Here is a 20,954-nt window from a genome sequence, read left to right as displayed (position 1 = left end):
GTGCGCTCGAGTTCTCCGTGCAGCGTCAGCCCGTCGAGGGGTGGAGCACCTTGTCCGCGAGCCGCTGGATGATCCCGGCGACCTGTTCGTGGTCTCTCAGGTCGGCGCCGTGGTCGCGGCCGCGCATGATGACGCGCTCGGCGTGCGGCATGACGCGTTCGATGGCGTCGAGCCGCTCGCCGAGGTGAGCGGGGCTGCGGTCGCCGCCGAGCAGCACGGTCGGCACCTTGATCGTCGCGTAGGTGTCGAGCCGCACCCCGAGCCGGTCGAGTGCGTCCAGGGAGTCGAGCTGGCCGGGGATGAGCCTGCGGTACCTGGGGATCAGCGCCACCGCGAGCCCGGCCAGTGAGGCCTGCCGGCCGGGCATCCCCACCGAGCCGCGCAGGAAGACGGCCATGGCCTTGCCGGGCCGCCCCGCCGCGAGGGCGGCCCGGGCCTGCATGAGGATGTGCCCGTCCTCGCCACTCAGCGGCGGCCCTATGACGGCGGCGGGCTCGTACACGACCGCCCCGGCGAACGACGACGGTGAGGCGGCCAGGGCTTCGAGGGCGACGACGCCGCCGTCGGAGTGGCCGTAGAGGACGACCGGTTCGCCGACCGCCCGCACTACCGCCATGACGTCCTGCACCTCCTCGGCGATCGTGCAGGGGGATCCGCCGAGCCGGGGATCGGACTTGAGGTCCATGCGGTACTGGCGGCGGTGCGGGCGCAGGACGCGGAAGCGGGCCCCCAGGACGCCGGCGAGGCGCCGGCAGCGCGTGCCGTCGTCCAGACCGGGGCCGAGCAGCACGACGGCCGGACCCTTGCCCTCGTCGTAGGCGCGGACGTCGGTGCCGTCCGCCGATGTCGTGACGAGCACGGTGCCTCCTCAAGCTGGGGGGAGCGGGGCGCTCCTTAGCAGTGCTCAGTTCTCCTTAGCAGCGATAAGGTAACTTAGCGCTGCTAAGGTGTCAACGATGCGAGCGAACGACAAACGGCCCGGCCTGAGCCGTCAGACGTTGGTCGAGACAGGGCTGCGCCTGCTCGACGAGGTGGGGCTGGACGGGCTGACGGTGCGCCGGCTCGCCGCCGAGCTGGGCGTCCAGTCACCGGCTCTGTACTGGCACGTCCGCACCAAGCAGGAACTGCTGGACGCGATGGGGGACGAGATCATCCGGGCGGCGGGCATGGGGCCGCCCCGGGAGGAAGAGTCCTGGCAGGACTGGCTGGACCGCCGCGCCCGCGCGTACCGTGCCTCACTGCTGTCCCACCGCGACGGCGCGCGCATCGTCGCAGGCGCTCGGGGGAGGTCCCCGGTGACGCTCCGGCTGTTCGAGGAAGAGTTGTCCGCCATGGTCGCCCGGGGCTTCACCCCGGCGCTGGCCCTGCACACCATCACGGCGTTGAGCCACTACGTCATCGGCTCGGTCCTGCAACAGCAGACCGAGCCTGAGCGGCCGGCCGCGGCCGCCGATGCGACGGAGGACGACATACCAGCCATCCTGCTGGCGGCCGTCCGGGACGGCGGCGGCCCGTTCGGCGAGCGCGCCTTCGACCACGGGCTGCGCGCGTTCATCGACGGCACCGCGGCCGCCCTGGAACGCCGGAACGCCGCCTCTCCGTCGTGAAACCGCGTGGGGAGCGGGCTCCACCGCCCGCTCCCCACGTTCGTCTCGCTGAGGCCGTTCAGGTCAGCCGCTGGTGCAGGCCGAGCCGTTGAGGCTGAAGGCCGTGGGGTTGGGATTGCTGCCGGTGTGGGTGCCCTGGAAGCCGAACGTGGTGTTCGCGCCGGGAGCCAGCGAGCCGTTGTAGGACACGTTGCGGGCGGTGACCGTCGAACCGCTCTGGCTGACGTCGGCGTTCCACGAACTGGTGACCTGCTGCCCGGCGGAGAAGGACCAGGTCACCGTCCAGCCGTTGATCGCGCTGCCGCCGGTGTTGGTGACGGTGAGGTTGGCGGTGAAGCCGTTGTTCCACTCGTTCTTGGTGTAGGACACCCGGCAGGGGCCGCTCCCGCCACTGGGAGAAGGCGAAGGCGTGGCCGACGGGGTGGGGTTGGGCGTGGGAGTGCGCGTCGGCGTCGGCGTCGGCGTGGGAGTCGGCGACGGGCTGGAGCCGTCCAGGGTGATGTTGGAGTTGCCGCTGCTCTGGTAGCCCTCGGTGGCCAGGATCTGGTAGTCGTGGCTGCCGAGGTTCATGCCGTAGCGGGCCCAGGCGTCGAAGTGGTTCCCGACCGTGATGGTGCCGCCGGTCTTCTTGGACTGACGGACGCTCCAGTACTGGTTGAAGGTGCTGTTGTTGCCCTCGATGGAGGGGGCGTTGTACCGGGTGGTCTCGTAGATGTCATAGGTGCCGCCGTCGGTGGTGACGGTGCCCTTGAAGCTGCCGGTGGGCCGGTAGGTGCCCCAGTTGTCCAGGATGTAGTACTCCACCAGCGGGTTCCTGGTCCAGCCGTACAGCGCCAGGTAGGCGTTGCCGGAGGGGTTGAAGCTGCCGGAGTAGGTCACCGTCCTGCGCGCGCCGGGCTTCCACCCCTTGCCGGCGACGAAGTTGCCGACGTTGCTCCAGGAGGTGCTGTAGTTCCCGCCGTTACCCAGGGTCATGGACGACGATCCACTGCCGTTGGTCCAGAACGAGTAGAAGTAGCCGTTGTTGGTGCCGGTCTGGTTGCTGGTGATGGCTGCGTGGGCGGTGCCCGGCAGGAGCAACGTCATGGCGGAGACGAGCGAGAGCACCATGGTGCAGGCACGGCCGATGAGCACTCTGGTGTGGCTACGGTGACGGACCGGCGGGCGGATGGGGACGTCGTTCATGTGCGCGCTTCCTCCTCGTTAAGGCTGGCGCGGGCCAGGCGGCGTGGCAGGACCCGGCGGGGACGCCGCCGGTGACCGGGATGACGGCCACGGCGCGCGGCGTCGTACGACGCGGAGGCCGGCCGGTCATCGTCGGCCGACGACCGGAAGCCCTGGTCGTGGCAGGCGACCCGGATCGACAGCGGTTGAGCCTGTCAGCGGCGACAGTGTTCGCCCGATCCCGCCGCCCTGTCAACGCCCACCGAAAGCTTCCGAAAGTCGCCACCTTGCCAGGCAAGGCCTATGGCTGCTCAACGGCCATATCCCACTGCTCGCGGTCAGGCCCACCAGATGAAAGTTTCGGAGACACGCCGAATCAATTTCGGCGCCCCCGGACGCGGTCGTCGCGCTCGGCCAGGGCCGGTAAGCCGTAGTGCTGTAGCCGGGCGAGCATCAGAGCAGAGGGGCGTCGACCACGCAGACGCGGGGCAGGTCGTCGCGAGAGGTGGAAGGCCGCCGGTCACGCGCCTTCGTGGGTGCCGAATGCGGTCGGCGGGCGTTCACTCTCCAGGCGCACCGAAGCCGTGCCTTCTGCACAGCCTGTCATAGGCGCTTCTGCAGCGCGTGAGATGGGGTGTCAGTAAACCCGGTAGGCGTCGTAGATGTACCCGTTGGTGCCTACATCGACGCGCCACCATTGATTGCCGGCGGAGCTGATGCACGAACCGGTGGCCCAAAGCGGCTGCTGGTATCCGAGCGTGCCCCACAACGAGGAAGAACCGCTAGGTTGATTGTGCACGGGTGTGCCCGCCTTGAAGGTCATGTACTGTCCTTGGATGGCACTGCAAGAACCCGCCGCATTTGCGGTGCCAGATGCGACGAGCACACCTGTGATCAGGAAGACGCTGACCATGAACACCCGGAAAAGGCGATTCATGTTCCCCCTTTCCTGTAAACCCCGCAGCCGTCGGTGAAATGGCCGACCGTGGACGCGTCTTCAATGTAATCGATACGCGATCTTCCAGCAAGACCATCTGGATGGAAGAGAGATGCGGGTACATCGCGCCTACCGGCGCGCCGCTGCCGGAGGTGCGCCGGGCCGGTTGGACGAGAGAAGTATTTCCCCTGCTCATCCGACCGTCAGGCGGCCGGTGCCGTCACACAGGTGCCGGTATCTTACTCACGGGTGATATCCCTCTTACTCGCCGACCTGACTCATTGCACATGGCGGATTTACTCGATCCGGCGCGTGCACATGAGTGGTGGATGGCGGTAATCGCTCGTCGGTTTTCCGTGAATTCCCGAACCCGATACAGCCGGTGCGGTCCTGGAGTCGGTCGTCAGCATTCGATGACGTTGACGGCGAGGCCGCCTCGGCTGGTTTCTTTGTATTTGTCGAGCATGTCGCGGCCGGTGTCGCGCATGGTCTTGATGGCCTTGTCGAGGGCGACGAAGTGGCGGCCGTCGCCGCGCAGGGCGATGCGGGCGGCGGTGATGGCCTTGATCGAGGCGACCGCGTTGCGCTCGATGCACGGGATCTGCACCAGGCCGCCGATCGGGTCGCAGGTCAGGCCGAGGTTGTGCTCGATGCCGATCTCGGCGGCGTTCTCGACCTGTTCGGGGGTGCCGCCGAGCGCCTCGGTCAGGCCCGCCGCGGCCATGGAGCAGGCCGAGCCGACCTCGCCCTGGCAGCCGACCTCGGCGCCGGAGATGGAGGCGTTCTCCTTGAACAGCACGCCGATCGCGCCGGCCGTGAGCAGGAAACGGATGACGCCGTCGTCGTCGGACAGCGGCGTGAAGCGGTCGTAGTACGTCAGCACGGCGGGGATGATGCCGGCCGCGCCGTTGGTGGGGGCGGTGACGACGCGGCCGCCGGCGGCGTTCTCCTCGTTGACGGCGAGGGCGAACAGGGTGACCCAGTCCATCGTCTGGAGCGGGTCCTTCTCGGGGGACTCGCTCTGCAGGCGCCGCAGCATCTGGTTGGCCCGCCGCTTGACCTTGAGGCCGCCGGGGAGCACGCCCTCCTTGGCGGTGCCGCGGCGCACGCACTCGGACATGACGTTCCAGAGGTTCAGCAGGGCCGACCTGATCTCCGCCTCGGTGCGCCCGAAGGCCTTCTCGTTCTCCAGCATGAGCCCGGAGATCGACAGCCCGGTCTCGGAGCACAGCCGCAGCAGCTCGGCGCCCGAGGTGAACGGGTGGGGCAGCTCGGTGTCGTCGGCCTTGATGCGGTCGGCGCCGGTGGCGTTCTCGTCCACCACGAAGCCGCCGCCCACCGAGTAGTAGACCTTCTCGCGGACCTGCTCGCCCTCGGCGGTGAAGGCGGTGAAGCGCATGCCGTTGGGGTGGCCGGGCAGGGAGATCTTGCGTTCGAACACCAGGTGCTCGCCGACGACGAAGGGGATCTCGCGGGTGCCGTACAGCTCGATGGTGGCGGTGTCGCGCATCTTCGCCAGGCGCTCATCGACGGTGTCCACGTCGACCAGCTCGGGCTTCTCGCCGGACAGGCCGAGCAGCACCGCCTTGTCGCTGCCGTGTCCCTTGCCGGTCAGGCCGAGCGAGCCGTAGAGGATCGCCTCGACCCGGGCGGTCTTCTCCAGCAGGCCGTCCTGGTGCAGGCCGCGGGCGAACTTGTGCGCCGCCGCCATCGGGCCGCCGGTGTGCGAGCTGGACGGCCCGATGCCGATCTTGAACAGGTCGAAGACGCTGATCGCCATTGATCATTCCGTCCTTGGAAGCGATGTCGTGCGAGGGATGCCCCCATATGCGCCGGGTACGCGCGGGACAGGTCATGCGGTGGTGGCGCCGGCCGGTCCGGGTGGCCGGCCGGCGAGAGTCGTCGTGGGTGGACGGGGATTGGTGAACGGACGGCGGGACTCAGGACTCGGCGGTGGTGACCGTGGTGTACTCCTCGGCGGTGAGGAGGTCCTCGTGGGGGCCCTCGACGCGCACGCGGAACAGCCAGCCGTCGCCGTAGGGGTCGGAGTTGACCAGCGACGGGTCGTCCACGACGACCTGGTTGACCTCCACGACCTCGCCGGTGAGCGGGGCGTAGATGTCGCTCACGGACTTGGTGGACTCCACCTCGCCCACCGCGTCGCCCGCTTCGACGGTGCCGCCCACCTCGGGCAGCTGCACGAAGACCACGTCACCCAGCGCTTCGGCGGCGAACGCCGTGATGCCCACGGTCACGGTGAGGCCGTCGTCGAGGCCGGCCACCCACTCGTGCTCCTTGGTGTAGCTGAGCTCCTCGGGAATGCTGCTCACTTGCTCCTCCGGTAAAAAGGCAGGTCAATCACGTCGACCGGTTCATGGGTACCACGGATGTCGACCGCGAGCCCGTCGGACACGTTGGTGTCCACGTAGGCCATCGCGATCGGCTTGCCGAGTGACTGGGACGGCGCGCCGCTGGTGACCTCTCCAACGACGGTGCCGTCAGTCAGCAGCACCACGGGATAGCCGTGGCGCGGCACTCGGCGGCCCCGCGCGACCAGGCCGGTCAGGCGCCGGCGCGGAGGGACGTCCTTGAGCGGCGCGAGCGCCGCGCGGCCGACGAAGTCGCCGGCCTTGTCGAACCGTACGACCCGGCCGAGGCCGGCGTCGAAGGGGGTCAGCCCGGCGTTCAGCTCGTTGCCGTACAGCGGCATGCCGGCCTCCAGCCGCAGCGTGTCGCGGGCGGACAGCCCGGCGGGGCGCAGGCCGTGAGAGTCGCCGGCCTTGGTGAGCTCCTGCCACAGCGTGACGGCGTCGCCCGCGGCGACGAACAGCTCGAAGCCGTCCTCGCCGGTGTACCCGGTGCGGGCGATGAGCGCCTCGACGCCGGCCACGGTGCCGGGCAGGCCCGCGTAGTACTTCAGGCCGGGCAGGTCGGCGTCGGTGAGCGTGGCGAGGATCTCCTGCGCGCGGGGCCCCTGGACGGCGATCAGCGCGTACTCGGCGGACCGGTCGCGAACCTCGGCCTGGAAGCCCTCGGTGCGCTCGGTGAGCTCGGCCGCCACCTGCTCGTAGTTGGAGGCGTTGGCCACGACGAGGTACTCCTCGGCGGCCAGGCGGTAGACGATCAGGTCGTCGAGCACGCCGCCGTTGGGCGCGCAGATCATGGTGTAGCGGGCCCGGCCCGGCTCCAGCGTCGACAGGTTGCCCACCAGCGCGTGGTCCAGCGCCTCGCCCGCCTGCGGCCCGGTGAGGAAGATCTCGCCCATGTGGGAGAGGTCGAACAGCCCGGCGGCCGTGCGCACCGCGTTGTGCTCGGCGGACTCGCTGCCGTAGCGCAGCGGCATCAGCCAGCCGGCGAAGTCGGTGAGCGTCGCGCCGAGGCTCTCGTGCACCTCGCGGAGCGGTGTGGGTCGGGACATGATGCGCACCTCAGACAGGGTTGGATGAGAGCATCCTCCCCCTCTGTCATCGGTGCCTGAGAGTTTCGCCCGGGTTTTACCGGACTTTCACCTTCGGCGAGGCCCCACGGAGAGGGCCTGCTTTCCAGAGATCACCTGGCCCGCGCGGTCCTTTGCCTTGTGAGGTTCGCGGGGAGGACTTGCTCCTTCAGGGGTCCTGACCGGATGTCAGGACACTCTCCCGCACGGGATCATCGGTGTTCCCGCCCACCCTACCAATGCCGATCGCCCGCCGTCGCGGCGGCGACGAGCGCCTCGAACAGCGGGCCGTCCTCGCCCGCCTCGGGGTGCCACTGGACGGCCAGGGCGAAGGGGTGGCCCGCCAGCTCCACGGCCTCCACGGTGCCGTCCTCGCAGGTCGCCGCGACCGTGAGGCCGTCGCCGAGGCGATCGGCGGCCTGGTGGTGGTAGTGGGCCGCGGCGACCTCGTCGTCCCCGAGGACCTTTGACAGGGCGGTGCCCGGCACCGGGCGCACCGGCAGGTGGCCGAACTCGCCGGGGGCCGGAGAGTGCCCGTCGTGCCCGACGACGTCCGGCAGGTGCTGGTGCAGGGTGCCGCCCAGGTGGACGTTCAGCACCTGCATCCCCCGGCACACCCCGAGGAAGGGGAGCCCGGCCGAGAGCGCCGCCCTGACCAGCCCGAACTCCGCCTCGTCACGGGACTCGCGGACGTAGCCCGTCCGCGGGTGCGGGCGCTCGCCGTACCTGGCCGGGTCGACGTCCCCGCCGCCGGCCACGATGAGGCCGTCCAGCCGGCCGGCCAGCGACGCCGGGTCGCCCGCCGGAGGCAGGATGACCGGCTGGCCGCCCGCCCGTTCGACGTGCTCGACGTAGGTGTACGGCAGCAGCGCCGCCGGCATCCGCCAGACCGTGAAGGCGGCGGGCTCGACGTAGCAGGTGATGCCGATGACGGGTCGCGACATGGTCGACCAGGCTACAGCGGGGTCACGTAGGCGCCGGAGATGCCGCCGTCCACGAGGAACTCCGCGCCGGTGATGAAACTGGCGTCGTCGGAGGCCAGGAAGGCGACCGCGGCGGCGATCTCGGACGCCTCGGCGAACCGGCCGAGCGGGATGTGCACCAGGCGCCGCTGCGCCCGCTCGGGGTCCTTGGCGAACAGCTCCTGCAGCAGCGGGGTGTTCACCGGTCCCGGGCACAGGGCGTTGACCCGGATGCCCTCGCGGGCGAACTGCACGCCGAGCTCGCGGGACATGGCCAGCACCCCGCCCTTGGAGGCGGTGTAGGAGATCTGCGAGGTCGCCGAGCCCATCACGGCGACGAACGACGCGGTGTTGATGATCGAACCCTTGCCCTGCCGCCGCATGTACGGGATGGCGTGCTTGCAGCACAGGTACACGCTGGTCAGGTTGACGTCCTGAACCCGCCGCCAGGCGTCCATGCCGGTGGTCAGGATGGAGTCGTCGTCGGGCGGTGAGATGCCGGCGTTGTTGAAGGCGACGTCGACCGAGCCGTAGGTGTCGAACGCCGTGCGGAACATCTCGGCGACGTCGTCCTCGCTGGTCACGTCGGTCCGGACGAAGACGCCCCCGACCTCTTCGGCGATCTTCGCGCCGCCCTCCTCGTCGAGGTCGGCGCACACGACCTTGGCGCCCTCCTCGGCGAAGCGGCGGGCCGTGGCGAGGCCGATGCCCCCCGCCGCGCCCGTGATGACGGCGACGCGGTCGCGCAGACGTTGCATGGTGAGGTACTCCCTGGTGCTGGTGGACTCCCGTGGCCCCCGGCCGGGGCGGTGGGACGGCGGCGGTCAGTGGGCGATGAAGACGTTCTTGGTCTCGGTGAAGGCGGCCAGCGCGTCCGGGCCCAGCTCGCGGCCGAGCCCCGACTGCTTGAACCCGCCGAACGGCGTCCAGTAGCGGACCGAGGAGTGGGAGTTCACCGACAGGTTGCCCGCCTCGATGGCGCGGGCGACCCGCAACGCCCGCCCGACGTCCCGCGTCCAGATCGACCCCGAGAGCCCGTATCGGGTGTCGTTGGCGATCTGGACGGCCTCGGCCTCACCCTCGAAGGGGACGACGCCGACCACCGGCCCGAAGATCTCCTCGGTGTAGGCGCGCTCGTCCAGCGACTCGTGGGTGAGCACGGTCGGCGGGAACCAGAAGCCCTTCCCGTCCGGGCACGTCCCCTGGAAGCGCGGGGTGCCGGTCACGAACGAGGCCACGCGGTCGCGGTGCTCGGCGCTGATCAGCGGCCCCATGGCGGTGCCGGGGTCGCGCGGGTCGCCCACGACGAGCCCGCCGACCGTCGCGACCAGCCGGTCGAGGAACTCCTCGAAGACCGGACGCTCCACCAGGATGCGCGAGCGCGCGCAGCAGTCCTGCCCGCTGTTGTCGAACACGGCCGAGGGGGCGGTGGCGGCGGCCCGCTCGATGTCGGCGTCGGCGAAGACCACGTTGGCGCTCTTGCCGCCGAGCTCCAGCGTCACCCGCTTGACCTGCTCGGCCGCCCGGGCGGCGATGAGCTTGCCCACCTCCGTCGACCCGGTGAAGACGATCTTGTTGACGCCCGGGTGCTCGACCAGCCGGGCCCCCGCGACCTCCCCTGCCCCAGGCAGGACCTGGAGCACCCCCTCGGGGAGGCCGGCCTCCAAGGCCAGCTCGGCCAGCGTCAGAGCCGTGAGCGGGGTCCACTCGGCGGGCTTCACGATGACCGTGTTGCCCGCCGCCAGTGCCGGGGCCGCCCCCCAGGTCATGATGACCATGGGGAAGTTCCACGGCACGATCACGCCCACGACGCCGAGCGGTTCGGCGAAGGTGATGTCCACCCCGCCCGGCACCGGGATCTGCTTGCCATGGTTGCGCTCCGGGGCGCCCGCGTAGAAGTGCAGGACGTCGCGGACGTTGCCGGCCTCCCAGCGGGCGTTGCCGATCGGATGCCCGGAGTTGGCCAGCTCCAGCTCGGCCAGCTCCTCGCCGTGCCGGTCGACCACCTCGGCGAAGCGCCGCAGCAGGCGGGCGCGGTCGCCGGGGGAGACCTCCCGCCAGGCGGGGAAGGCCTTCCTGGCGCGCTCCACCGCGCGGTCGGTCTCGGCGACGTCGGCGAGCTCGACGTCGGCGAGCACGGTCTCGGTGGCAGGGTTGATGATCTTCATGGTCATGTCACATCCGCTCGAAGCCGCGGAACAGCTCCCAGTCGGTCACCGCCGCGTCGAAGGCGGCCAGCTCGACCCGGGCGTTGTTGGCGTAGTGCTCGACGACCTGCTCGCCGAGCGCGTCCTTGGCGATCTTCGACCCCTCCCACAGCGCCAGGGCGTCGCGGAGCGTCGACGGCACGGTCTCGGCGCCCGCCGTGTAGGCGTTGCCGGTGCAGGCCTCCTCCAGCGGCAGCTCGTGCTCGATGCCGTACAGCCCGGCCGCGATGAGGCCGGAGACCGCCAGGTAGGGGTTGACGTCGCCGCCGGGCACGCGGTTCTCCACGCGCAGCGAGGGGCCGTGCCCGACCAGGCGCAGGGAGCAGGTGCGGTTGTCCACGCCCCACTTGACCGCCGTCGGGGCGAAGCTTCCGGGGACGTACCGCTTGTAGGAGTTGATGTTCGGCGCGTACAGCAGCGTCAGCTCGCGCATCGCGGCGAGCTGCCCGGCGATGAAGTGCTCGCCGAGCCGGGACAGCCCATGCGGCCCGTTCCCGGCCATGACCAGCTCGCCGTCCTCGCCGCGCAGCGAGATGTGGATGTGGCAGGAGTTGCCCTCGCGCTGGTTCGGCTTGGCCATGAAGGTGACCGACATGCCCTCCTGGGCGGCGATCTCCTTGGCGCCGTTCTTGTAGATGACGTGGTTGTCGCAGGTGGTGAGGGCCTCGGCGTACCGGAAGGCGATCTCGTGCTGACCGAGGTTGCACTCGCCCTTGGCCGACTCGACGTACATGCCCGCGCCCTCCATGCCGAGCCGGACCCGGCGCAGCAGGGGCTCGACGCGCGCGCCGCCGAGCAGGGAGTAGTCGACGTTGTACTGGTTGGCCGGGGTCAGCTCGCGGTACGCCTTGGACCACGCGGTCTCGTAGCCGTCGTTGTAGACGACGAACTCCAGCTCGGTGCCCACGTAGGCCGCCCAGCCGCGCTCGGCCAGCCGGGCCGTCTGCCCGCGCAGGATCTGCCGGGGCGAGGCCGTCACGTCCGAGCCGTCCTCCCAGACCAGGTCGGCCATCAGCATGGCCGTGCCCTCCTGCCAGGGCACCCGGCGCAGGGTGGACACATCCGGGCGCATCACGAAGTCGCCGTACCCCCGCTCCCAGGACGACATGCTGTAACCGTCGACGGTGTTCATGTCGATGTCCACGGCGAGGAGGTAGTTGCATCCCTCGGCGGCGTGGTGCAGCACCTCCTCGAGGAAGTAGCGCGCGGACAGCCGCTTGCCCTGGAGGCGTCCCTGCATGTCGGCGATGGCAAGGAGCACGGTGTCGACCCGCCCGGCGGACACCTCTTCACGCAGTTGGTCGACGGTGAGCACCGTGTCCCCTTCCGGCAAAAGTCTGGAAACAGACCATTGGAGGCATGCAAGCACCAGCGGCGGCCCCCCGTCAACGGTCCGCCCCGCCCCAGCGGCGGAATGGACTAATCTCGAACCATTGGGACCGTTTCAGGGGAGGGCGTGATGGACGGGCACCAGCTCGTCGCGCTCCTGCGGCCCGTCCGCGCCGGCAACGCCTTCGAGGAGACCGTCGAGCGGCTGCTGCAGGCCATCAAGCTCGGCGTCGTCGCGCCCGGCGACAAGCTTCCCCCCGAACGCGAGCTGGCCGCCCGGCTCGGCATCAGCCGGGTCACCCTGCGCGAGGCCATCCGCGCCCTGCAGGAGGCCGGCTACCTCGACGTGCGCCGCGGCCGGTACGGCGGAGCGTTCGTCGTCTACCAGCCCCCGCGCCCGCGCCAGGGCGACCTGCGCAGGGCCGTCAAGCAGATGGGCGCGGACGAGCTGGACGACGCGCTCACCTTCCGCATGGCCATCGAGTGCGGCGCCGCCCAGGTGCTGGCGGCCACCGAGCTCACCGGCGAGCAGCGCGAAACGCTGCGGCGCAGGCTGGCCGGCGTCAACGACGCCGCTCCGGCCGACTACCGGCGGCTGGACACCGCCTTCCACCTGTCCATCGCCGAGCTCACCGGGTCGGCGCTGCTGGCCTCGGCCGCCGCCGACGCGCGGCTGCGGGTCACCGACCTGCTGAACGCCATCCCCGTGCTCGGCCCCAACATCGACCACGCCGCCGCGCAGCACGCCGCGATGGTCGCCGCCATCCTCGCCGGGGACGCCGAGGCCGCGCGGCGGGCCGTCGTCGAGCACCTGGAGGGCACCGCCGCCCTCCTGCGCGCCTTCCTCGCCTGAACGCCCCCGGCGGCGATCGGCTGTGAACGCCGCGACCGGCCGCCGGAACCGGCGCCGCTCCGGGCACCGCGCCGCCCTCCCGATCGTCGAACAGAGGGCCGGCCGAGAGCGGGACCGACGGCCGGGGGAGCGGACGGCACGGCCCGGTGGATCAACGACCCCGGGACCGTACGTAGCATCGGTACTGGGGGATGCCTGTGGGAGTCTGGTTTCACGAACGGATCATCGACACCGGACGGCTGCCGCTCTTCTGCTTCCTGTCGGCGCTGATCGTCACGTTCGTCTTCACGCGCGTCAACGTGCGGCTGATCCGGGCCAAGGTGGGCTGGTTCCGCGACGTCAACGTGGGCGACGTCCACGTCCACCACGTCGTGTTCGGCGTGATCCTCATGATGTTCGGCGGGGTCGCCGGGCTGGTCACCGCGGGGCTGTCCTCCGGCTGGTACGCCTGCACCGCGGCGGTGTTCGGGGTCGGCGCGGCGCTGGTGCTGGACGAGTTCGCGCTGATCCTGCACCTGCGCGACGTCTACTGGTCGGAGGAGGGGCGCACGTCGGTCGACGCGGTGTTCGTGGCCGTCGCGGTGACGCTGCTCCTGCTGCTCGGCCTGCGCCCCTTCGGCTGGGAGGAGCCCGAGCCCTCTCCGGCCGGCCGATGGTCGGCCGCCCTGTTCCTGCTGCTCAACCTCGCGCTCGCCGTGGTCACGCTGCTCAAGGGCAAGATCTGGACCGGCCTGGCCGGGCTGTTCGTCCCCGTCCTGCTGATCGTCGGCGCGGTGCGGCTCGCGCGTCCGGGGTCCCCGTGGGCGCGCTGGTTCTTCGCCCCCGGCTCGCGGCGGCCACGGGCGTCCAAGATGGCCACGGCGGTCCACCGGGAGATCCGCTGGCGCCGTCCGGTGATCAGGGCGAAGATCGCCGTGCAGGAGTTCGTGTCCGGCCGGCACGACCTGCCCTCGGTCTGGAGCGGCAAGGCCGCCGAAGCGGTGAAGAGAGGCGAGCCGGCGAAGAGGGGCGAGACGGCCGCGCGGCCGCACCGGCACCCGTGACGGCCCCTCCCGCTCCGGTCACGGGCGCAGGTGGGCCACCAGACGCCTGACCTGGTCGGCATAGTGGTCGGTGAACTCCGGTGAGGCCGGGTCGGCCTCGCACAGCACCCGCACCAGATGCGGGAAGGCCACGCCCGCGCTCGACAGGGCGAACAGGGCCAGCATCAGGCACGCCGGGTCGATGTCGGCGGGGAACTCGCCGTCGGCCTGGCGCCGCCGCATGTCCGCGAGATCGCGCCGCAGGTCGTCGCCGAGCTCCGGCGTGACGGCGCCGCCCTCGGTCAGGCCCTCCCACACCATCATGCGGCCGAAGTCGCGGTTGGCGGCGTTGGCCCGGACGTAGGCCGCGGCCAGGTCGGGGAGCGGGGCGGCGGGGTCGGCGAAGCCGCTCTCGGCGCTCTGCCAGCGGTCGGTGAGCTCGCGGTACAGGCCTTCCTTGCCGCCGAAGTAGTACGAGATGAGCTGCTTGTTCACCCCGGCTCTGGCCGCGATCTCGCTCACCCGGGCGCCGGCGAACCCTTTGGCGCCGAACTCCTCGATGGCGGCCCGCACGATGCGCTCTTTGGTGCGCTCGGGGTCGCGCCGTCGTTCGGCGGGGGCACGTCTCATGGGATCACGCTAGCACTCTCATCCTCAAGGATGAGATTTCCATCCGTGCGGTTGACACAATCATCCGTACGTTTGATAGTTGGAGACATGAACCCACGCATAGCGGTGATCGGAGGCGGCGTCGGCGGCCTCTGCCTGGCACAAGGACTGCACAAGGCGGGCGCCCAGGTGACCGTCTACGAACGCGACCGCACCCCCGGCGACCGGCTGCAGGGGTACCGCGTCCACATCGACCCCAACGGCGCGCGGGCCCTGCGCGACTGCCTGCCGCCATGGCTCTGGAAGAGCTTCGTCGCCACCACCGGCGCGCGCGGCCAGGGCCTGGCCTTCCTCACCGAACAGCTCGAAGAACTGCTGCTGATGCAGGTGCCCGAGGTCGACGACCCCGTCGACGACCACCACTCGGTCAGCCGCATCACGCTCAGGCAGATCCTGCTGTCCGGGTTGGAGGAGGTGGTGCGCTTCGGCAAGACCTTCGAGCGCTACGAGCGGGAGGACGGCGGGCGCGTCCGGCTGTTCTTCGAGGACGGCACCAGCGACGTCGCCGACATCGTGGTCGGCGCGGACGGCGGCAACTCGCGGGTCAGGAAGCAGTACCTGCCGCACGCCCAGCGCGTCGACACCGGCATCCTCGGCGTGGCCGGCAAGTTCCCGCTCACCGCGCGCACCCGCGACCTGATCGACCCGGGCCTGGTCCAGCGGGCCAGTAACGTCATCCCGCCCAAGGGGGCAGGCCTGTTCTGCGCCCCGCACGACCTCGGCGAGACCCCCGCCCCGCCGCGCGGCGCCATCGGCGGCACCGACAGGGAGGGCGCCCTGTACGACAACACCGGCAGCTACGTCCTGTGGGCGTTCGCCGCGCAGCACCGGCGCTACCCGCGAGACCCGTCCGCCCTGTCCGGCGAGGACCTGCGCGACACCGTCGCCGGCATGATGACGGGCTGGCACCCCGACCTGCGCCGGCTGGTCACCATGTCCCACCCCGACACCGTCTCGCTGCTGCCGATCCGCACCTCGGTGCCCGTCGACCCGTGGCCGGCGACCACGGTCACCCTGCTCGGCGACGCCGTCCACAGCATGACGCCGATGCGCGGAGTCGGCGCCAACACCGCCCTGCGTGACGCAGGCCTGCTCTGCCGGGCCCTCACCAGCGGGCAGGACCCGGTCGAGGCGATCGCCGGCTACGAGGAGCGGATGCGGGAGTACGGCTTCGCCGCCGTCCGCGACTCGCTGCGCGCGGCCCGGCAGTTCGTCGGCGGCGGCACCGTGACCAGGCTGGCCTTCAAGACCTTCCTGCGCACCGCCCGCCGCTTCCCCGCCGTCCGGCGGACGATCTTCTCCTGACCCGGGTCCGCCCGGCCGCCTCCTGAGCACGGTGGTCCCCCGCGCCGTCCGCGACCACGCATAGCCCGCCGATTACGGGGGAGTGAGCGGGGACGAACGTTGATCGGGTGAGGAGGCAAGCGCGATGAAATTCATGGACAAGTGGAAGATGCGCCAGCTCAAGGCCCGCGCGAAGCGGCAGATCGGCGCGCAGACCGGCAACCGCGCCATGGCCGCCGAGGCCCGCACCGAAGAGGCCGAGGCCCGGCTGCTCCAGACCCGCGACCGGCTGGAGGAGGTCGCCCGGGAGATCCGCCGCGAGTACGGCGTCCGCCACTGACGCTCCGGAGCGGCCGCCGGCCGCCGCGCGCCGAGCCGCGTCCGCGGCGGGCGTGGCGGCCGGTTTCGTGCCCGTGGCCTTCGCCCCCGTGAGGGGCGCCGCTCAGGGGCTCAGCGGGGAGGGCCGATCAGGGGCTCAGCCGGGGAGGCGGGCGAGGAACGAGGCGACGACCTGCCGGACGTCCTCGCGGCCGAGGTCGTCGTCGTGGCCTCCCGCCGTGAGGTAGGTCGTCACGGGGTGGCCTGAGGCCAGCAGGGCGTTGCTGAGGTCCAAGGTCTGCGTCGCCGGGACGACGTCGTCCTCCCGGCCGTGCAGCAGCAGGACGGGCACCCCGTTGCCCACGTGGTTGGCCGGCGTCACGTCGGCGGTGGCCTGGTCGCCGGGAGCCGGGACGTGGCCGAGCAGCCGCGCCCACGGGCTGCCGGCGTCGCGGCACTCCGGCCAGTCGGCCGCCAGCGGGTCCAGCGGAGGAGCCCAGGCGATCACCCCGGCCACGTCGTCGGGCGCGTCCACGCCCCGCAGCGCGAGGTGCAGGGCCAGATGGGCGCCCGCCGAGGTGCCGGCGACCAGCAGCGGCACGCCGGGATGATCGGCGCGGACCTTGCGCGCCGCCTCGCGCACGTCGTCGAGCTGCGCCGGCCAGGTGGCCTCATGGCTCAGCCGGTAGGTCGCCGGGTGGACGTCGAGCCCGTGGGCGGCCAGGATGCCGCGCGAACGCTCCCCGGCGTCGCGCTGCATCCACGCCCCGCCGTGCAGCCAGATCAGTGCCCGCCTCATGCCGTGATCCTATGGCTCGCGGCGGCTTGCCTCCGCGGCTGCCCGCGTCCTGTACGCCTCGCAGCGGGGAGGAGTGGACGTGCCATCCGGAGGCCCGCCCGTCCTCTTCCGAAGTGTAGTGAGATCGTGACCGTGCGTAGCGGGCGTCGCCGGTGGGGAGGCTTCCAGCGTGACGGGGCCCGCACCACCATGGGCGGGCCCGCGGCGCCGGCGGACCCACCCGATCACGTGTCGACGGATCACGATCGAGCAGGCCGGCGGGCCGGCAGACCAACGGATGGACGTGGAGAGGCGAGCATGCACAAGGACACCTCGGCGGTTCCGGACCCGGCGGAGCTCAGGCGGCGGCTCGGCAGGAGCGGCGTGTGGCTCGGCACCCTCGGCCGCCTGGACGCGGAGAGCACCCGCAGGGCGGCCGGCGCGATCGAGGACCTCGGATACCGGTCCCTGTGGATCTCCGAGGTCTACGGCGCCAAGGACTCCCTGGTGAACTCCGGCATCCTGCTCTCGGCCACCGACCGCCTCATCGTCGCCACCGGCATCGCCAACCTCTATGCCCGGGACGCGGCCTCGGCGGACGCGGGCGCCAACGCCCTGGCCGAGGCGTGGTCGGGACGGTTCATCCTCGGCCTCGGCGTGAGCCACGTGCCGCTGGTCGCCGTGCGCGGCCACGACTACGGCAAGCCCGTCTCGACCATGCGCGCCTACCTCGACGCGATGGACCAGGCCCCCTACCAGGCTCCGCTGCCCGAACGGCCCGCCCGCGTCCTGGCCGCGCTGCGCTCCGGCATGCTGAGGCTCGCGGCCGAACGCACCCAGGGCGCGCACACCTACTTCGTCGGCCCCGACCACACGGCCAAGGCCAGGGAGATCCTCGGGCCCGAGCCCCTGCTCGTCCCCGAGCAGGCCATCGTCCTGGACACCGACGCCGACCGGGCCCGCGCCACCGCGCGCGAGTACATGGCCCTGTACCTGACGCTGCCGAACTACCTCAACAACCTGCGCGAGATGGGCTGGGGCGACGCCGACTTCGCGGACGGCGGCAGCGACGCCCTGGTGGACGCGATCGTGGCCTGGGGCGACGCCGACGCCATCGGCGAGAGGGTCCGCGCCCACCACGACGCCGGAGCCGACCACGTCTGCGTCCAGCCCCTCACGTCCACCATCGACGAGACCCTCACCCACCTGGGCGTCCTGGCCGCCACCCTCACCACCTGACCAGCCCACCAGGCGGGCGAGGAGATGCGCCCGGCCCCGCGCAGGATGCCGTTCGCACCGGAGCCGCGGTCGCACGGCGCTGGTCGGACGGCGCTGGTCGGACCGGTGCCGCTCAGACGGTGCCGCTCAGACGGTGCGGGTCAAATGGTGCTGGTCAGACGGCGCCGGTCAGACCGCGGACGGCGAGGCCGGCGCCGAGCAGGACGACCGTCGCGGCGGTGCCGATGGGCGTGAGGCCGGCGAGGCGGCCCGCCAGGCCCTCGCGTTTCGCGGCGAGCGCGTCCAGCCGGCTCGCCAGCCTCACCAGCAGCAGGCCGGTCGCCGTCAGGGTGACCGCCATGCCCAGGCCGTAGGCGGCGACCAGGGCGACGCCGAACCACGTACGGCCGAGGGCGGCGGCGCCGAGCAGCACGATCAGCGCCGACGGGCTCGGCACCAGGCCGCCCGCCACCCCCAGCCCGATCAACCCGGCCCGCCCGCCGCCCCCACGCGCGTGTCCGTGCCCGTGCCCGTGTCCGTGTCCGTGCGGGTGTCCGTGCGGGTGTCCGTGCGCGCCTCGGTCCGCGACGCCGTGTTCGCCCGCGTCTTCGTCTCCCGGCGCATGCCCGGAACCGTGCCCGTGGCCGTGCGCGTGTCCATGGCCGTGGCCGTGGTCGTTCTCGGGGGAGCCGCGGTGGGCGCGGGCGGCGGACCACAGCAGGCGCAGGCCCACGGCGGCGATGAGCAGGCCGCTGGCGATCCCGAGCCAGGACAGGACCGACTCCCCGGCCACAGCGGAGAGCGCGCTGATCAGCAGGCCCACGACGAGCACGCCCGCGGTGTGCGTGGCGGTGACCGTGGCTCCGACGACCAGGGCGTCACGCGGGCGGCCCCGGCGTCCGGCCAGGTAGGCGGCCATGACGGTCTTGCCGTGCCCGGGGATCAGCGCGTGCCCGGCGCCGAGCGCCACCGCGAGCAGCACGGCCAGCAGGCCGAGCGGCACGGTGAGGGAGGAGGCGCCGATGAGGCCGGTGAACGTGCGGTCCAGGCCGGCCAGCCAGTCTCCGATCGGCCCGGGCAGGGACGGCCCCGCCAGGGAGGCGAGCGGCCGGCCCCCGGCCCCGTCGCCCGGCGCGGAGCCGGAGGCGGGCGCCGGTGCCCCCGACCCGGAAGCCGGCGCCGCCTGGCCGGAAGCCGGCGTCCCCGATCCGGGAGCGGGCACCGCCTGGCCGGGAGCGGGCGCCGCCTGGCCCGGGTTCGCGGAGATGGTGCGCAGGGTGGCCGAGCGCTGGTCGAGGGGGGCGGTGAGCAGGTCGGCAGGGTAGGAGCGCAACCGGTCGCTCACGCTCGTCGCGGGCACGGACGGCCGGTCGAACCGCACTCCCTCGGGGACCGCGGTGATCTCGCGCCAGCCGATGCGGTCGCCGAGGAAGGAGTCGGTGAACACGATCGAGGACGCGGCGGAGACGGCGGCCGGAGCCGACAGGTCACAGGTGAGGCGGCTGGTCCGCAGGCCGCCCTGCCCCGGGGCGTAGGCGTAGGAGGCGGCGCCGACCTGCCAGGGCAGCGTCCTGCCGTCCACCGTCAGACGCTGGGCGCGGGACAGCTCCGCGCACGCCGCGGCGGCGTACGCGGCCCGCTCGGCGGGGGAGGCCGCGCCGGAGCCGTCGGCGTCGACCCGCGCCGCGCTCTGCAGCGTCGGCAGTTCGGCGTAGTCGACGATGGCCGTGTTCCCGACCCGCTGCGGGGTGACCCGCAGCCCGTCGTAGTGGTTGACCGTGAAGTTGCCGAGCGGGTGGGCCGCCACGACGGCGGCCAGGACCAGGGCGATCATGAGGGCCTCGCGAGGGCGGGGAGGTCGGGGGAGAAGCGCGGGCCGGCGGACGCGGCGGGCGGGCGGGCGGCGGAGCCGCGTCCGAGCGCGTGCTCGATCGTGGCGCGGTGGTAGCGGGCCAGGGCGTTGCGCCACCCTCGGGCGGTCGCCTTCCTGGCGTACGGAAGAGCCTCGCGGGACCGGCCCGCCTTGTGCAGCGCCCAGGCCAGGGCGTCGGCGGCGGCCATGTTGGGGTTCCTGCCGTACTCGGCCTTCGCGTGCCGCACGGCCTCGGACGCGGACCCGTGGTCGGCCTCGAACTCGGCCCAGGTGAGGTCGTCGCGGACCCCGCCCGCGGCCATCAGCCGCTTCTGGGCCCTCAGCAGCTCCCACTGCGGGGCTGGGTCCCTGCCGAGCTTCCGCAGGACCTCGCCGTACTCGACGATGTACTGGGCCAGGGGGAGGCGCTCGACCACGGCGGCGTACCCGGCGGCGGCGTCGCCGAGCCGCCCGCCGAGCGCCTCGGCGCGGGCCCGGCCCGCCAGGGCGGGGACGAAGCCGGGCAGGGCGCGGAGCGCCTCCTGGTACATCCGCCCGGCCCGCGCCAGGTCGCCCGCGCGCAGCGCCAGTTCACCCAGGTAGTAGCGGCAGTAGGCGACGTCCTCGGGGGCGAGCGCGTCGTCCAGGGCCGCCGACAGCATCCGCCGGGCCTCGCGGAGGTCCCCGCGCAGCTCGGCGTCGTAGGAGGCGCGGGTGAAGGAGGCGACGCCGGGCCGCAGGTCCATCATGCGCCGCACGGCGGCGGTGGCGCCCGCGTAGTCGCCGAGCTGGGTGCGGGCGTCGGTCAGCACGCCGTAGGCGGCGGCGCCGTAGGGATCGGCCGCGATCGCCCGCAGTGCCAGGCGGGCCGCGTCGGCGAAGTCGTGGCGCCCGGCGGCGAGCGCGGCCCGGCCGGTGAGGACGGCCGGGTCGCCCGGCGCCAGGGCGGTCGCGCGGGCCAGCGCCCGTTCGGCCCTGACGTAGGACGAGGGGTCGGCGGTGACCCGGGCCTGCTCCACGTAGGCGACGCCGAGCGACGCCCACGCCTGGTGGTCCTCGGGCAGCCTCCTCAGCCGCACCGTCAGGGTCTTCACGGCCGCGGCCGCCTCCGCGGGCGAGCGCGGCGCCGCGGCGAGCGCGGGGGCCTGGGCGGCGGGAGCGGCGGGGGCGGCGGGCGAGGCCGGCGACGGGGGCAGCAAGGTCGCCGCGGCCGTGACCGCCAGGGCCACCGCGAGGGCACCAGCCCCCGTGAGGGCCGCCGCGCGCAGGCCGCCGCGATGGCGATCGAGATGGGACATGGTGATTCTCCTGGTGTTCC

Annotated in this window: 20 protein-coding genes and 1 riboswitch; of the genes, 6 read left to right on the top strand and 14 right to left on the bottom strand. The window is 72.3% G+C overall.

Annotated features, from left to right (window positions below):
- Nucleotides 1-25: 25 nt before the first annotated feature.
- On the bottom strand, nt 26-859 hold the full coding sequence (locus ABZU32_RS34530; protein WP_354929149.1) for an alpha/beta hydrolase: 834 nt from the start codon (nt 857-859) through the stop codon (nt 26-28).
- Nucleotides 860-956: 97 nt separating this feature from the next.
- Between ABZU32_RS34530 and ABZU32_RS34525 the strand changes: the two genes are divergently transcribed.
- Nucleotides 957-1,607: a TetR/AcrR family transcriptional regulator C-terminal domain-containing protein gene (locus tag ABZU32_RS34525; RefSeq protein WP_354929146.1), complete on the top strand. Its 651-nt coding sequence runs from the start codon at nt 957-959 to the stop codon at nt 1,605-1,607.
- Nucleotides 1,608-1,670: 63 nt separating this feature from the next.
- Here ABZU32_RS34525 and ABZU32_RS34520 read toward each other — a convergent pair whose 3' ends face one another.
- The 9 genes from ABZU32_RS34520 to ABZU32_RS34480 all read right to left on the bottom strand — a co-directional run bounded on the left by ABZU32_RS34520 (nt 1,671) and on the right by ABZU32_RS34480 (nt 11,628).
- Nucleotides 1,671-2,792 (bottom strand): glycoside hydrolase family 11 protein, encoded by a 1,122-nt coding sequence (locus ABZU32_RS34520; protein ID WP_354929143.1) that lies wholly within the window; start codon nt 2,790-2,792, stop codon nt 1,671-1,673.
- Nucleotides 2,793-3,408: 616 nt separating this feature from the next.
- Nucleotides 3,409-3,708 (bottom strand): hypothetical protein, encoded by a 300-nt coding sequence (locus ABZU32_RS34515; RefSeq protein WP_354929140.1) that lies wholly within the window; start codon nt 3,706-3,708, stop codon nt 3,409-3,411.
- A 403-nt stretch (nt 3,709-4,111) separates the two neighbouring features.
- The gene (locus ABZU32_RS34510) at nt 4,112-5,488 is read right to left on the bottom strand and encodes an L-serine ammonia-lyase (protein WP_354929137.1); all 1,377 of its coding nucleotides are present in this window, start codon (nt 5,486-5,488) and stop codon (nt 4,112-4,114) included.
- Between the two features lie 160 nt (nt 5,489-5,648).
- Nucleotides 5,649-6,038: a glycine cleavage system protein GcvH gene (gcvH, locus tag ABZU32_RS34505; protein ID WP_354842072.1), complete on the bottom strand. Its 390-nt coding sequence runs from the start codon at nt 6,036-6,038 to the stop codon at nt 5,649-5,651.
- Nucleotides 6,035-7,126: a glycine cleavage system aminomethyltransferase GcvT gene (gcvT, locus tag ABZU32_RS34500; RefSeq protein ID WP_354929134.1), complete on the bottom strand. Its 1,092-nt coding sequence runs from the start codon at nt 7,124-7,126 to the stop codon at nt 6,035-6,037. The genes gcvH and gcvT overlap by 4 nt, the downstream gene beginning before the upstream one ends.
- A 135-nt stretch (nt 7,127-7,261) precedes the next feature.
- A riboswitch (glycine riboswitch) is annotated at nt 7,262-7,359 on the bottom strand.
- Nucleotides 7,360-7,377: 18 nt separating this feature from the next.
- Nucleotides 7,378-8,088 (bottom strand): gamma-glutamyl-gamma-aminobutyrate hydrolase family protein, encoded by a 711-nt coding sequence (locus ABZU32_RS34495; protein WP_354929131.1) that lies wholly within the window; start codon nt 8,086-8,088, stop codon nt 7,378-7,380.
- Between the two features lie 11 nt (nt 8,089-8,099).
- The gene (locus ABZU32_RS34490; protein ID WP_354929129.1) at nt 8,100-8,864 is read right to left on the bottom strand and encodes a 3-oxoacyl-ACP reductase; all 765 of its coding nucleotides are present in this window, start codon (nt 8,862-8,864) and stop codon (nt 8,100-8,102) included.
- A gap of 66 nt (nt 8,865-8,930) precedes the next feature.
- Entirely contained in the window at nt 8,931-10,280 is a 1,350-nt protein-coding gene (locus ABZU32_RS34485) for an aldehyde dehydrogenase family protein (protein WP_354929126.1), read from the bottom strand.
- 1 nt (nt 10,281) lies between these two features.
- Nucleotides 10,282-11,628 carry a glutamine synthetase family protein gene (locus ABZU32_RS34480; protein WP_354929123.1) on the bottom strand — a complete coding sequence of 449 codons (1,347 nt, stop codon included), beginning with the start codon at nt 11,626-11,628 and terminating at the stop codon, nt 10,282-10,284.
- Nucleotides 11,629-11,772: 144 nt separating this feature from the next.
- On the opposite strand from ABZU32_RS34480, the gene ABZU32_RS34475 reads away from it, so the two are divergent.
- Nucleotides 11,773-12,495, top strand: a complete 723-nt coding sequence (locus ABZU32_RS34475; RefSeq protein WP_354842088.1) for a GntR family transcriptional regulator — start codon at nt 11,773-11,775, stop codon at nt 12,493-12,495.
- Nucleotides 12,496-12,692: 197 nt separating this feature from the next.
- On the top strand, nt 12,693-13,538 hold the full coding sequence (locus ABZU32_RS34470; RefSeq protein ID WP_354929120.1) for a hypothetical protein: 846 nt from the start codon (nt 12,693-12,695) through the stop codon (nt 13,536-13,538).
- Between the two features lie 18 nt (nt 13,539-13,556).
- Here the strand turns inward: ABZU32_RS34470 and ABZU32_RS34465 are convergent, their stop codons facing one another.
- Complete coding sequence (locus tag ABZU32_RS34465; RefSeq protein WP_354929117.1) at nt 13,557-14,147, bottom strand: TetR family transcriptional regulator; 591 nt, start codon at nt 14,145-14,147, stop codon at nt 13,557-13,559.
- Between the two features lie 87 nt (nt 14,148-14,234).
- Here ABZU32_RS34465 and ABZU32_RS34460 point away from each other — a divergent pair, with 87 nt between their 5' ends.
- Nucleotides 14,235-15,491: an FAD-dependent monooxygenase gene (locus tag ABZU32_RS34460; protein ID WP_354929114.1), complete on the top strand. Its 1,257-nt coding sequence runs from the start codon at nt 14,235-14,237 to the stop codon at nt 15,489-15,491.
- Between the two features lie 124 nt (nt 15,492-15,615).
- On the top strand, nt 15,616-15,810 hold the full coding sequence (locus tag ABZU32_RS34455) for a hypothetical protein (protein ID WP_354842100.1): 195 nt from the start codon (nt 15,616-15,618) through the stop codon (nt 15,808-15,810).
- Nucleotides 15,811-15,945: 135 nt separating this feature from the next.
- Here the strand turns inward: ABZU32_RS34455 and ABZU32_RS34450 are convergent, their stop codons facing one another.
- Nucleotides 15,946-16,587: an alpha/beta hydrolase gene (locus tag ABZU32_RS34450; protein WP_354929111.1), complete on the bottom strand. Its 642-nt coding sequence runs from the start codon at nt 16,585-16,587 to the stop codon at nt 15,946-15,948.
- Nucleotides 16,588-16,884: 297 nt separating this feature from the next.
- Between ABZU32_RS34450 and ABZU32_RS34445 the strand changes: the two genes are divergently transcribed.
- Nucleotides 16,885-17,805, top strand: coding sequence for a TIGR03620 family F420-dependent LLM class oxidoreductase (locus ABZU32_RS34445; RefSeq protein WP_354842105.1), 921 nt, complete (start codon nt 16,885-16,887; stop codon nt 17,803-17,805).
- Between the two features lie 154 nt (nt 17,806-17,959).
- Here the strand turns inward: ABZU32_RS34445 and ABZU32_RS34440 are convergent, their stop codons facing one another.
- The gene (locus ABZU32_RS34440) at nt 17,960-19,618 is read right to left on the bottom strand and encodes a High-affinity nickel-transporter (protein WP_354929108.1); all 1,659 of its coding nucleotides are present in this window, start codon (nt 19,616-19,618) and stop codon (nt 17,960-17,962) included.
- A complete protein-coding gene (locus ABZU32_RS34435; protein WP_354929105.1) occupies nt 19,615-20,934 on the bottom strand; it encodes a tetratricopeptide repeat protein in 1,320 nt (439 codons plus the stop codon). Before ABZU32_RS34435 ends, ABZU32_RS34440 begins: the two co-directional genes overlap by 4 nt.
- Nucleotides 20,935-20,954: the final 20 nt, after the last annotated feature.

The sequence above is a fragment of the Sphaerisporangium sp. NPDC005288 genome (assembly GCF_040607475.1).
Taxonomy (GTDB): domain Bacteria; phylum Actinomycetota; class Actinomycetes; order Streptosporangiales; family Streptosporangiaceae; genus Sphaerisporangium; species Sphaerisporangium rhizosphaerae.
Note: the sequence above shows the minus strand (reverse complement) of the source record. Positions and strands in the feature narration are given on the sequence as shown.